This window comes from Desulfovibrio ferrophilus (assembly GCF_003966735.1).
In the GTDB taxonomy this organism is placed as follows: Bacteria; Desulfobacterota; Desulfovibrionia; order Desulfovibrionales; family Desulfovibrionaceae; genus Desulfovibrio_Q; species Desulfovibrio_Q ferrophilus.
The window spans coordinates 3,257,736-3,269,451 of record NZ_AP017378.1; the positions used below are offsets into that span (position 1 = coordinate 3,257,736).

Annotated in this window: 11 protein-coding genes; 8 read left to right on the forward strand and 3 right to left on the reverse strand. The window is 57.9% G+C overall.

What is annotated here, in order from left to right:
• Positions 1–269: 269 nt before the first annotated feature.
• From EL361_RS14945 to EL361_RS14955, 3 genes are all read right to left on the reverse strand, one after another.
• On the reverse strand, positions 270–1,601 hold the full coding sequence (locus EL361_RS14945) for an EAL domain-containing protein (RefSeq protein ID WP_126380752.1): 1,332 nt from the start codon (positions 1,599–1,601) through the stop codon (positions 270–272).
• A gap of 66 nt (positions 1,602–1,667) precedes the next feature.
• On the reverse strand, positions 1,668–2,027 hold the full coding sequence (locus EL361_RS14950; RefSeq protein ID WP_126380753.1) for a P-II family nitrogen regulator: 360 nt from the start codon (positions 2,025–2,027) through the stop codon (positions 1,668–1,670).
• A 17-nt stretch (positions 2,028–2,044) separates the two neighbouring features.
• Positions 2,045–3,427: an ammonium transporter gene (locus EL361_RS14955; protein WP_126380754.1), complete on the reverse strand. Its 1,383-nt coding sequence runs from the start codon at positions 3,425–3,427 to the stop codon at positions 2,045–2,047.
• 691 nt (positions 3,428–4,118) lie between these two features.
• On the opposite strand from EL361_RS14955, the gene EL361_RS14960 reads away from it, so the two are divergent.
• The 8 genes from EL361_RS14960 (at position 4,119) to EL361_RS14995 (ending at position 11,668) form a co-directional block, all read left to right on the forward strand.
• A complete protein-coding gene (locus EL361_RS14960; RefSeq protein ID WP_126380755.1) occupies positions 4,119–4,922 on the forward strand; it encodes a 2-amino-3,7-dideoxy-D-threo-hept-6-ulosonate synthase in 804 nt (267 codons plus the stop codon).
• Positions 4,923–5,074: 152 nt separating this feature from the next.
• The gene (locus tag EL361_RS14965; RefSeq protein WP_126380756.1) at positions 5,075–6,049 is read left to right on the forward strand and encodes a 3-dehydroquinate synthase II family protein; all 975 of its coding nucleotides are present in this window, start codon (positions 5,075–5,077) and stop codon (positions 6,047–6,049) included.
• Between the two features lie 4 nt (positions 6,050–6,053).
• Positions 6,054–7,184 carry a prephenate dehydratase gene (gene pheA, locus EL361_RS14970; protein WP_126380757.1) on the forward strand — a complete coding sequence of 377 codons (1,131 nt, stop codon included), beginning with the start codon at positions 6,054–6,056 and terminating at the stop codon, positions 7,182–7,184.
• 45 nt (positions 7,185–7,229) lie between these two features.
• The gene (locus EL361_RS14975; protein ID WP_126380758.1) at positions 7,230–7,454 is read left to right on the forward strand and encodes a DUF2283 domain-containing protein; all 225 of its coding nucleotides are present in this window, start codon (positions 7,230–7,232) and stop codon (positions 7,452–7,454) included.
• 6 nt (positions 7,455–7,460) lie between these two features.
• Positions 7,461–8,795: a 3-phosphoshikimate 1-carboxyvinyltransferase gene (gene aroA / locus EL361_RS14980; protein ID WP_232034803.1), complete on the forward strand. Its 1,335-nt coding sequence runs from the start codon at positions 7,461–7,463 to the stop codon at positions 8,793–8,795.
• 33 nt (positions 8,796–8,828) lie between these two features.
• Entirely contained in the window at positions 8,829–9,593 is a 765-nt protein-coding gene (locus EL361_RS14985) for a prephenate dehydrogenase/arogenate dehydrogenase family protein (RefSeq protein ID WP_126380759.1), read from the forward strand.
• Positions 9,594–9,687: 94 nt separating this feature from the next.
• Entirely contained in the window at positions 9,688–11,103 is a 1,416-nt protein-coding gene (locus tag EL361_RS14990) for an anthranilate synthase component I family protein (protein WP_126380760.1), read from the forward strand.
• Complete coding sequence (locus EL361_RS14995; protein ID WP_126380761.1) at positions 11,087–11,668, forward strand: anthranilate synthase component II; 582 nt, start codon at positions 11,087–11,089, stop codon at positions 11,666–11,668. The genes EL361_RS14990 and EL361_RS14995 overlap by 17 nt, the downstream gene beginning before the upstream one ends.
• Positions 11,669–11,716 lie beyond the last annotated feature (48 nt).

An 11,716-nucleotide genomic window follows, 5' to 3' on the forward strand; every position in this document is an offset into this window, starting at 1 on the left:
TCGTTTGTTAAGTTGCTGCAATGAGGGCAAACTCTCGTGTATTTGTAATATACGTCGAGCTTGTCCTCTTTTTGCGCCTGGCACCTGACCACCTCTGAATAACCTGCGGAAAGATTGTTCAGGTCAGCCATCTGCTGCGTTAGGTGAATTGTAGGCGAATCTTTGAGCCCTACGAGACCTTGCGCCTTAAGTGTGCTGCGTAAAAGCCAAATTCAGGCCGCCGGGATTCCCGGTGGCCTTTTTATTGAGGCATGGGGCGCGTAGGTGGTTTATTCGGCGCCGATGCAGACGCAGCCACGGATTGGTAAGGTTGTCTCCGTGGTCGCCTTGGCTGTGGGGCCAGGGCTCATGGGCGGGGCCGGAGCATATCCCAGCTGCCCGTGCAGTCCGATATCCATGCACAGGACAAAGTCATGCCCCTTCTTGTCCTTGAATGGAGCAGAGATGGTGAGGCACAGGTTGCCGCTGGCCAGAGAGAGGTATGGGTCGGTGGTGTAGCGCGCCAGGCCGGCCTGGATGGGCAGGTAGTATTCCTTCAGTGAATGATCCGTGCCTTTGGGGGCAGGTTGATAGATGAATCGCCGTTGCTCGGGGATGACCTCCGGGTTGCACATGGTGCTGCTGATCTGGCGCCCCTGAGCATTGAGTATGTATATGCACTCGATGTCCCCGTGACTGTCCAGGCTCTGGGCCAGGAGGGCATCAAAACGGCGTGGAATGCTCTCTGACAGGGGTTCAAGAACCTGCTCAAGGGCTTTGTCATAGGCGGCGTGGACGGCTTTGCGACGACTGATGGTTTCGATGGCCCGCTGACGAAATTTCTTGGCGCATGAACTGATCTTGCGCGGGGCGGCTGGCAGGCTTTTCTCCATGTGTCCGGGCCTGGCAAAATAGAAGCCCTGAAAGATGTCCACTCCAAGTTCCATGAGTTGCAAAACTTCCTCTTCCTGCTCCACTCCCTCGGCCACGATCATGGCGCCAAGGCTGCGACCCAGGCGTGTCAGGGCACGGGCGATCTCGAATTTGTGATATTCCTGATGGATGTTCTGGATCAGGCCGCGATCAATCTTGATCACGTCGGGTTTGATCTGTGGAATGCGGTCGAGGTTGGAATGTCCGGCCCCGATGTCGTCCAGGGCAATGAGAAAGCCCATGGCTCTGTGGCGGTTGATGAATTCCTTGAGAACTTCCACATCCTGGATGCTGGACTCAATGATTTCGATGATGACGTTCTGGGGCTCGAGGCCTGCTGCCTGCGCGGCCAGAGCGAATTTTCCGGAACCTAGCGTTTCCCGGTCAATCAGGGACATGTCGAGATTGACGGAAAGCAGCAGGTCGCGCCGGGTCGAGTACAGGGGAGAGAAGCGGTTCATGGCGACTTCCCGACACAGGCGATCCAGTTGGAGTTGTTCAAGGGGTGTGGTGGGCAGGTTGAACAAGACGCTGGGGGGGAGGGTGATGTCTCGGTCGGGCAAATAGCCTCGGGACAAGGCTTCAACGGCTATAATTCGCTTGTTTTTGATGGAGACAAGCGGTTGAAACAGAGTTCGGATGTTTTCGGGGCGGGCGACGGAGTCGAAACTGAGTTCAAGGGGAGACATGGGAAGACCTTTTTTTGGGAGACCCGGACCGACGGGTGGGGGTGTCGGTCCGGGTCAAGCCGGGAGTTACGGAGCGGTGCGGGTTGCTGCTACGGCATCGATATCGGTGTCACCGGTACGGATGCGCAGTGACCGGGCAATGTCGAGGACGAAAACCACGCCGTCGCCTTCCTTGCCAGTCTGGGCACCGCTCTGGATGGCTTCGAGAGCGGGGTCCAGGAAGTCGTCGTTAATGCCGACTTCAATCCTGATCTTTTTCAAGAGGTTCACTTCCATGGCCACGCCGCGGTAAGTTTCGGTGAAACCTTTCTGGCGGCCGGAGCCCAGCACGTTGGTCACGGTCATGCTGTAGATGCTTTTGGCGTAAAGGGCCTGCTTCACCGCGGTGAGGCGTTCGGGCCTGATGTATGCTACGATGAGTTTCATTGTATTCTCTCCCATCCTTATTCGTTGGAGAAGATCTGGAAGCCGCTGTAGGACTCCATGCCATGTTCGGTGATGTCGAGACCCTTGAGCTCTTCTTCTTCGCTGACGCGCACGCCAACCAGAGCCTTGACCAGTGAGAAGGCGATGAAGCCGGTGCCGAAGGCCCAGACAAACACTGCGCCGACGCCGATCAACTGGGTGACGAGCTGATCCATGCCGCCGCCGTAGAAGATGCCGGTGATGCTGCCAAAGCCGGGGGCTGCAAAGAAGGCAACCATGATGGTACCGTACGCGCCGCATACGCCGTGGACGGAGATGGCACCGACCGGATCGTCAATCTTGAGGGTCTTGTCGATGAAGACGACGGACAGCACAACCAGGATACCTGCGCCGAAGCCGACAATCAATGAACCCACGGGGGACAGTTCATAACAACCGGCGGTGATGGCAACCAGGCCAGCCAGAGCGCCGTTCATGCTCATGGAAGGCTCGGGCTTGCCAAACATCAGCCAGGAGATGATCATGGCGCCGAGCATGCCTGCGGCAGCAGACAGGGAAGTGTTCACGGCGATGTAGCCGATGGTGCCGTCAGCAACGGTGGTGGAACCGGGGTTGAAACCGAACCAACCGAACCAGAGGATGAACACGCCGAGAGCTGCCATGGGGATGTTGTGACCGGGGATGGCATTGGCTTTGCCGTCAGGGGCGTATTTGCCCAGACGGGGGCCGACGACCATGGCGCCAGCCAGGGCAACCCAGGCACCCACGGAGTGGACGACGGTGGAGCCGGCGAAGTCGGCAAAGCCCATGGCTTCGAGCCAGCCGCCGGACTCGCCCCACAGCCCGCCCCAGCACCAGTGGCCGGACACGGGATAGATCAGGCCGGTGACGATGATGCTGATAATGATATAGGCAGAGAATTTGGTGCGCTCGGCCACGCCACCAGAAACGATGGTGGCTGCCGTGGCTGCAAACACGGACTGGAAGAACCAGAAAGTCAGCGTCCACATGCCGTCAGCCGTCGTTGCATCGACGCCGCCCAGGGCAAAGCCGGAGCTGCCCACAAAGCCGCCGATGGAGTTGCCGAACATCAGGGCAAAACCGAACAGGAAGAACGCAACGCCTCCGGCGGAGAAGTCCAGGAAGTTCTTCATGATGATGTTGCCAGCGTTCTTGGCGCGGGTGAATCCGGCCTCGACCATGGAGAATCCGGCCTGCATGAACATGACCAGGATTGCTGCGATCAGAGTCCACAGGATGTTTGCGTTGTCCTGTGCGAGCATGGCAGGAGCCTCTTCAGCCAGGGCATTGGCAGGACAGGAAAAAAGGATGGCCAGAGCCGCAGCCGCAAAAAAGAGCGACGAGAGCGGCCGTTTCCAGATGAGCCGGTGGTTTGACATGTGAATCCTCCTAGAGAGTGCGACAGCGTGGTTATTGAGTGTTGATAAAAAGGGCCGCAGTTCATGCACTACTAGGCAATATGAGTGCCAAATTATGCAACTCACTGATTTTATTGGGATAAGACATTTTTATGGTCTCTTAGGGCCAGGTTAAATGTTTTAAATTAACAATTTTGTACTAGCAGCAGGTGGCCTTTAAATACACAAATGTAAATTTAGCCGCTTTTGGTACAATTTGGAAGGGTGGTTTGGCACGATGTGATACAATTTTGTCAATTTAGGTAGTTTTTGGAGGTCTGAGGATCTCTGCAACTGTCCTGAACTGATGTGAGAGACGCTATTATATATTATATTGATAAGGCTCTAGTATTCATGATTTTTTCTTGGGTAATGAAAAAAACAGCTTGACAGCGCACTTGCCTGCCGATATTCACCTCTCCATGCTTAACGAGACCCTAACCACTGCCCAGCACACCTCCACCAACAACAGCGGGAACTATTCCTGGCTGTATTTTTGGTTTTGGTTTTTTATGCCGGCCTGCGGTCAGGGTGTGAGTCGTTAACAGCAACGAGTCGATAATCGATTACACCAAGACCGCGGGCAGATACTGCTCGCGGTCTTTTTTTGTCGATCGCGCGCAGGCTGACCAGAGGCCACGGTGAGTAAGCTGCAACTCAGGAGAGAAGAACCATGATGTTAGGTAAAGCCGTTCGCTCGGAACGTATCTTCAACCGGAACACCGGGCGAACCATCATCGTGCCTCTGGACCACGGTGTGACCGTCGGCCCCATCTACGGCCTCATCGACATGCGCGACACCGTTAATCAGATCGCCGAAGGCGGAGCCAATGCCGTGCTCATGCACAAGGGCATGCCTCGTTGTTCGCACCGAGGCTCCGGCAAGGACGTCGGCCTGATCATTCACCTTTCTGCCAGCACCTCGCTGTCTCCCTTCCCCAACGCCAAGACCCTGTGTGGCACTGTGGAAGACGCCTTGCGCCTTGGCGCGGACGGTGTGTCCCTGCACGTCAACCTGGGTGACGAGACCGAAAAGGACATGCTCAATGCCTTGGGCGAGATGACCACTCAGGCCTCGTACTGGGGCATCCCGGTGCTGGCCATGGTCTATGCCCGCGGCCCGCACATCAAGAATGAGTATGATCCGGATGTAGTGCGTCATTGTGCACGCGTGGGTCAGGAACTGGGTGCGGATGTCGTCAAGGTGCCCTATACTGGTGATATCGAGAGCTATTCCCGCGTGGTGGCGAGCTGTTGCATCCCCGTAGTCATCGCGGGCGGTCCCAAATTGGAATCCACCCGTGATTTGCTGCAGATGGTGCACGACTCCGTGCAGGCTGGCGGCGCTGGCCTGTCCGTTGGACGCAACGTGTTCCAGCATCAGAATGTGACCCGCCTCCTGAAGGCCTTGAATGGTATCGTGCATGAAGACTGGGACCTGGATCAGGCCGAAGACTTCATGGGCGAGGATATGTAGCAAGCCGCATCTGAGCGGTTGTCTGCTTTGTTGTTGCGAATCGTTCAAACTCTTACATCTGTCGTGATATGCGGCGATCTTGAATGATTTTTGCGCCTCGCACCCGATAGCTCATAAGTGGTTTGCTCAAGCCAAGGGATAAGTAAAAAGTGATGAAGAAAGTATTTGTACAAGCCATTCCCTTCGACAAGACGTTCGTGACTCTGGCCCTGGAATCCGGCGTGGATGCGATCATCGTGGAGCCCGCTGATGTGGACAAGGTCCGCGCTCTGGCCAAGGCCGAGGTCCGCACCCTGGACGATTTCGCGGTGGTTTCTCTGCAGAGTAAGGCTGATGAGGAAGTCGCGGTCAGCCAGATGCAGGCCGGACGTCAGGTTATTCTGAAGCGCGGGTGGGAGATCATCCCTGTGGAGAACATCCTGGCTCAGGGCTCGGGTCTGGGAGTTGAAGTGGCAACCTACGACGAGGCCGATCTGGCTGCCGGCATCCTGGAGCGCGGCGTGGATTTCGTGGTGGTTACAGCCGAAGGCATCGCCGACCTGAAAAGGATAGTGGCACAACTCAAGCTCAGTCAGGGAGTCGTGGGTATGGAGAAGGCGACCATCACGGCCATCGAGAATGCGGGCCTCGGGCATCGTGTCTGCGTGGACACCACCAGCATGCTCAAGACCGGCCAGGGGATGCTCATCGGCAATTCCAGTGCATTTACTTTTCTGGTTCATGCCGAGACCGAGTCCAACCCCTATGTGGCGGCTCGCCCCTTCCGGGTCAATGCCGGGGCCGTGCATGCCTACGCAGTAATGCCCGGTGACAAGACCACCTATCTGGAAGAACTTTGCGCCGGGCGCGAGGTGCTTGTTGTGGACGCTCAGGGTCATACCTCTCTGGCGGTGGTTGGTCGGGTCAAGGTTGAAGTTCGGCCCATGTTGCTGTTTACCGCCCGAACTGAATCCGGACGTGAAGGCAAGGTTTTTCTGCAGAATGCAGAGACCATTCGCCTGGTTCGGGTCGATGGTTCACCCGTGTCTGTGGTGACACTGGCTGAAGGCGATGAGATTTTGGTTCGTACCGACGAAGCGGGTAGACATTTCGGGATGCGTATTTCCGAGGACATCAAGGAAGACTAACTCCATGACTGATGACAAGAACACCACCGGAGCCCAGCAAATGAATGGCTTGCGCACTGAGATCGATGCCCTGGATCGTGAGATCCTAGAGCTTCTGAATCGCCGCGCGGGTTGTTCTCTGGAAGTTGGACGCGTCAAGGCCGATGCCAAGGATCTGATCTTCAAGCCCTTCCGCGAGAAGGAAGTCATGGCGAACCTGCTCGAAATGAGCCCTGGCCCCTTGCCCGAGGATCATCTGCGCGCTATCTATCGTGAAATTTTCTCCTCATCGCGCCGTTTGCAGCGCCCGCAGCAGGTGGCCTACCTGGGCCCCGAGGGCACGTTCTCGTATTTTGCAGGAGTCGAGTTTTTGGGACATAGCGTGGACTTTCAGCCCATGCCCGGACTGCCCGATGTGTTCCAGGCCGTGTCCAGCGGCGAGACCGAGTTGGGAATCATCCCTCTGGAGAACTCCCTGCACGGCACCGTCGGTCAGAGCCTGGACCTGTTCCTGCGCCACGAGGTATTCATTCTCTCGGAGCTGTTCTGCAAGATCAGCCACAATGTTCTGTCTCAGGCCAAGCGCCTGGCAGACATCAAGACAGTGTACTCGCATCCGCAGCCCCTGGCGCAGTGCGAGCGCTGGTTGCGCAATAACCTGCCCAGCGCCAAGCTGATACCTACTGAAAGCACCGCTGCTGCCGCCGTCCGCGTGCAGGATGATCCCGAATCCGCTGCCATCGGACACAAGAGCCTGGCTGCCATGTTCGGGTTGAATGTCCTGGCCCGTGGGGTGGAAGATTTGCCCGACAACTGGACGCGATTCGTCGTCATTGGTCGCAAGCAGGCCTCGCAGGGCAACCGCGACAAGACTTCCATGCTCTTCACCCTGCCGGACAAGCCCGGCTCCCTGGTCAACGTGCTCTCGGTCATTGCCACCCAGGGCATCAATATGAAGAAGCTGGAGTCCCGGCCCATGCGCGGGGAAAAATGGAAGTACGTGTTTTTCGTGGATGTCGAATGCGATCTTTCCCTGGAAGAGTATTCCAAGGCCATGACCGAGGTCGCGGACAATTGCCATATCATGCGCATCCTCGGCAGTTATCCGGCCGGGCCGTCCCTGGATGTCTCCGCCAATGTGGGCGATGCTGAATAACGAGCCAACACCGCAACCGCGGTCTTGAATAGAGAGGAACAAGCAATGCAAGTCAATTACGATCCCGAGAAGGATACCCTGAAAATTGTGCTGTCATCCACGCCTGTGAAGAAGTGTGAGTATGACAATCCCGGCATCATCCTCGGTTACGGTGGAGACGGGACCCTTGTTGATGTGGAGATTCCTGAGGCCTCGCGCCGTGTGGATGACCCCAAGTCCGTGGACTTGTGCGTCCGTGGTCGTAATGTTCAGGGTATGAAACTCCTGTAGGGGATAATGATGCAGACCACCGGCACAGTTCATATCCAGGCTCCTGCCAGCAAATCTATGTCGCATCGCGCGGTCATTGCCGCTTCCCTTGCAGACGGGCGCAGCCTGCTGCACAACGTTCTGGATAGCGACGACCTGACACGCACCATGGATTGTCTGAAGGCCTGCGGGGCCAGCTTTGAATTCAAGGGACGCGACCTGGAGGTTGTTGGCGTTGCGGGTCGTCCCCGTGGCGGTTCGGATGAGCCTGCCGATCTCTACATGCACGAATCCGGCACCACCTGCCGTTTGATGACGGGAGTGGCTGCAGCCGGGCAGGGGTTGTTCCGGGTGCGAGGCGTGCAGCGCATGCACGAGCGTCCCATCGGAGCTCTGGCCAAGGCCTTGGCTTCCCAGGGCGTTGACTTTACCTGGGAGGGCCAGGAAGGCTACCCACCGCTGGTGATGCGGACCGAAGGCCTCCCGGGTGGCGAGATCACCGTGGATGTGGGCGAGTCCAGCCAGTATCTTTCCGGTTTGCTTCTGGCCGCAGTCTGTGCCGGATCCGAGACCGTGATCAATATTGGCGGGACCAAGGTCGTTTCCTGGCCATACGTGGCACTGACCCTGCAAACACTTGAAGATTTTGGTATTTCATTTGCCGTTGAATGCCAGGAAGCCGGGCGTTGGGTGGAGACTGCCTGGAGGGCCGTGACCACCGTGGCCCCCGGACAGATCCGTTTCCGTGTGTCTCCCGGTGCCTACGCCGCAGGCGATCGCCGGGTGGAAGGCGACTGGAGTAATGCTTCGTATTTCCTGGCCGCTGGTGCCGTTGGCCCTCGCCCGGTGGTGGTTTCGGGACTGCGCCGTGATTCCCTGCAGGGGGATCGCGCCATGCTTTCCATTCTGGAACGCATGGGCGCCCGCATCACCTGGCAGGACGATGCCGTGACCGTGGCTCCGCCCGAATCCGGCAGGCTTGTCGGGCTCGAAGTGGATATGGCGTCCTGCCCGGACATCGTGCCCACCGTGGCCGCTGCAGCAGCCTTTGCGGATGGCCCAACGCTGATCAGCGGTGTGGCGCATCTGCGTATCAAGGAATGTGACCGTCTGGACGGCACCGCCGGGACCCTGCGCAAGGCCGGGACCACAGTGGAGGTGTTGGACGACGGGCTGAAGATCATCCCCGGTGCTCTGGCCCAAGAGGGTGATCTTCCCGTGACCACCTTTGGCGATCATCGCATGGCCATGAGTTCGGCCTTGTTTGCCCTGGCCGGGATGTCCGTGAATTGTGACGATGCGGGTTGCGTCTGCAAATCCTTCCCCACATTCTGGGACGAATGGAACAAGGTTGTTTCTTAACTTTTTCAATGAACTTAGAGTATTGAGTTGATTATGAACATTAAGAACATCCTCATTATCGGTGCACAGGGCCAAATGGGTCGTCTGTTCGTCCGGCGTAGCGAAGAAGCCGGACTGACAGTGCGCGGTTTGGACCGACCACTGACGCCCGAGGCCATGGCCCAGGGCGTGCGCGGGGCTGATATGGTGCTGCTGGCAGTGCCTGCGGCTGCCATGGCCGATGTCTCGGGGATGTGCGCGGCTGTGATGGAACCGCACCAGATTCTGGCTGACATCTGTTCGGTCAAGACCGGCCCCATGGCTGATATGCTGACCGCCCACACCGGGCCGGTCGTAGGCACACATCCCTTGTTCGGGCCTGCTCCCGATCCGGAGGATGTGCGCGTGGCCATGGTGCCCGGGCGTGATGATGCGGCTTTCGCGGCTGTGTCTGCCTACATGGAGCAGCTGGGCTTTACTTCCTTTACCACGGATAGTGATGAACATGATCTGGCCATGGCCTCCATTCAGGGCCTCAATTTCGTGACCACGGTGTCCTATCTGGCGACCCTTGCCAATCGGCCCGAGTTCGAACGGTTCATCACCCCCAGCTTCAATCGCCGTCTGGACGCGGCGCGCAAGATGCTGACCGAAGACAGCGAGCTGTTCTCCAGTCTTGTGGAAATCAATCCCTACACACAGGAAGCCATTCGCAACTTCCGTTCCCTGCTGAACATCGCCGCTGGTGGAGACATCGAGCTTCTCTCCGCGCGCGCCAATTGGTGGTGGCGAAATGGGCATAGTGGGGGGGGAGTGTAACCGGCAAGGGCCGGAAAATCGAATACAAGCCGCGCCTCCCCACAAGGAAGCGCGGCTCTTTTTTTAGAAAAATTAGTTAGTTAAGGAGGAGCATATGGAACCAGTACGGTTGCAGCAGTACGGACAATGGCTGCCTGCGGATATTCAGACCCCCATCAGCCTTTTTCTGGGTCTGGTGGGACACAAGCAGGGTATCCTGTTGGAAAGTGCAGAGGTGGATGGCCGCTTTGGTCGCTACTCCATCATTGCCTGGAACTACGCCCTGCGTCTGTCCTGCAAGGACGGCAAACTTGAAGTCGGCGTACGTGATGGCCGTTTGGATGCGTTCAAGGAATTCAAGGGACGGCCCTTTATGGACGGTGTTCGTCAGGTCATGAAGAACCTGAACATCGAGCCTGCCGAAGGCTTCGAGGAGCTGCCGCCCATCACCCGCGGGCTGGCCGGATATTTCGGCTATGGCGTGGCCGGGATGTTCGAACCCAAGCTGGAGAATCAGCTGCATCCCGAAGATGCCGAGGCCTGTCTGGTGCTGCCCGGCAATGTGGTGATGTTCGACCATCTCTACCACCGTCTGTGTTTTCTGACCCTGAACAAGGGCGTCAAGCCGCATTCGGACCACAAGAGCGTGATGCGTGCACCCATGCCGCCGGATATCGGCGAACACAAGGTCAACCCCGGTGAAGCTGCCTACAAGAAGAGTGTGTCCGATGCCATCGAACTGATCCGCCAGGGCGAGTGTATTCAGACCGTGCTCTCCACACGCTTTTCGGCCCCCTTCGAGGGTGACTCCTTTGTGCTGTATCGCAGACTCAGGCAGATCAACCCATCGCCCTACATGTTCTACATGCGGCTGCCCAAGCTGGAGCTATTTGGCTCCTCACCGGAGATGCTGGTGCGTTGTAGAGGCGACGAACTGACCACCTGTCCCATCGCGGGCACTCGTGTGCGCGGCGAAAACGCCGCCGAGGACGAACGTCTGGCCGAGGAACTGCTGGCCGATCCCAAGGAACGCGCCGAGCACGTGATGCTGGTGGATCTGGGGCGCAATGACCTGGGACGGTTGTCCGAGCCGGGTAGCGTGAAGGTGGACAAGTTCATGCAGGTCGAGCGTTTTTCGCATGTGATGCACATCACTTCCTATGTCAGCGGCAAACTGCGCAAAGGGCTGGATGCATTGGATGTGTTGGGGGCGACCTTCCCGGCGGGAACGGTTTCGGGCGCGCCCAAGGTGCGGGCCATGGAGATTATCGCCGATTTGGAACGCGAGCCCCGTGGTCCCTATGCGGGAGCCATCGGCTGGATCGGTCTGGATGAAGGGCGCGTTGATCTGGATACCGGTATCACCATTCGCAGCATGTGGGTGCGCGATAATGTGCTCTCATGGCAGGCCGGTGCGGGCATCGTCTTTGATTCGGACCCCGCCAAGGAATGGGCCGAGTGCAACAACAAGGCCCGTGTGATTCGCGAGACACTGGCTGGCAAGGGAGGCTGCGATGTTCTTGCTGATTGATAATTATGACTCCTTCACTTTCAATCTGGTGCAGGCTTTTCAGTTACTGGGCAAGGACCCCGTGGTCGTCAAGAATGATGACCCGCAGGTGCTGGAACTGGCCGCAAGCCCGGATTTGGAGATGGTCTGCCTGTCTCCCGGGCCGAGCCGCCCTGTGAATGCTGGCCTGTGCCTGAATTTTCTGGAGAAGCTGCCACACTCGGTGCCCGTGCTGGGCGTCTGCCTGGGGCATCAGACTCTGGGGCATTTTGCCGGAGCCGAGGTCATCCAGGCCGGGCTGATCATGCATGGCAAGACCTCCATGATTACTCACGATGGCGAGGGGCTGTTTGCGGACATGCCCAATCCCGTGGAGATTGGTCGTTACCACTCGCTGTTGGTGGATGTGGACAATGCGCCCGAGGACGTCCGCAAGCTGTTGACCGTCACTGCCCGTACCGAGGCTGGCGAGGTCATGGCCATGAAATACAATGATCGTCCCTGGGTGGGCGTGCAGTTCCACCCGGAATCCGTCCTGACCCCCGAAGGTCTGAAACTGCTGGCCCGGTTCCCCGAAGGACTCTAGGCATGAGCAGTTTGAGGCGAAGAATCCTGTTCAACAGCATGCAACGCA

What these genes read in the sequence shown, in the direction of transcription:
- EL361_RS14945 (WP_126380752.1), bottom strand. Translation starts at nt 1,601, where the DNA reads ATGTCTCCCCTTGAACTCAGTTTCGACTCCGTCGCCCGCCCCGAAAAC.
- EL361_RS14950 (WP_126380753.1), bottom strand. Translation starts at nt 2,027, where the DNA reads ATGAAACTCATCGTAGCATACATCAGGCCCGAACGCCTCACCGCGGTG.
- EL361_RS14955 (WP_126380754.1), bottom strand. Translation starts at nt 3,427, where the DNA reads ATGTCAAACCACCGGCTCATCTGGAAACGGCCGCTCTCGTCGCTCTTT.
- EL361_RS14960 (WP_126380755.1), top strand. Translation starts at nt 4,119, where the DNA reads ATGATGTTAGGTAAAGCCGTTCGCTCGGAACGTATCTTCAACCGGAAC.
- EL361_RS14965 (WP_126380756.1), top strand. Translation starts at nt 5,075, where the DNA reads ATGAAGAAAGTATTTGTACAAGCCATTCCCTTCGACAAGACGTTCGTG.
- pheA (WP_126380757.1), top strand. Translation starts at nt 6,054, where the DNA reads ATGACTGATGACAAGAACACCACCGGAGCCCAGCAAATGAATGGCTTG.
- EL361_RS14975 (WP_126380758.1), top strand. Translation starts at nt 7,230, where the DNA reads ATGCAAGTCAATTACGATCCCGAGAAGGATACCCTGAAAATTGTGCTG.
- aroA (WP_232034803.1), top strand. Translation starts at nt 7,461, where the DNA reads ATGATGCAGACCACCGGCACAGTTCATATCCAGGCTCCTGCCAGCAAA.
- EL361_RS14985 (WP_126380759.1), top strand. Translation starts at nt 8,829, where the DNA reads ATGAACATTAAGAACATCCTCATTATCGGTGCACAGGGCCAAATGGGT.
- EL361_RS14990 (WP_126380760.1), top strand. Translation starts at nt 9,688, where the DNA reads ATGGAACCAGTACGGTTGCAGCAGTACGGACAATGGCTGCCTGCGGAT.
- EL361_RS14995 (WP_126380761.1), top strand. Translation starts at nt 11,087, where the DNA reads ATGTTCTTGCTGATTGATAATTATGACTCCTTCACTTTCAATCTGGTG.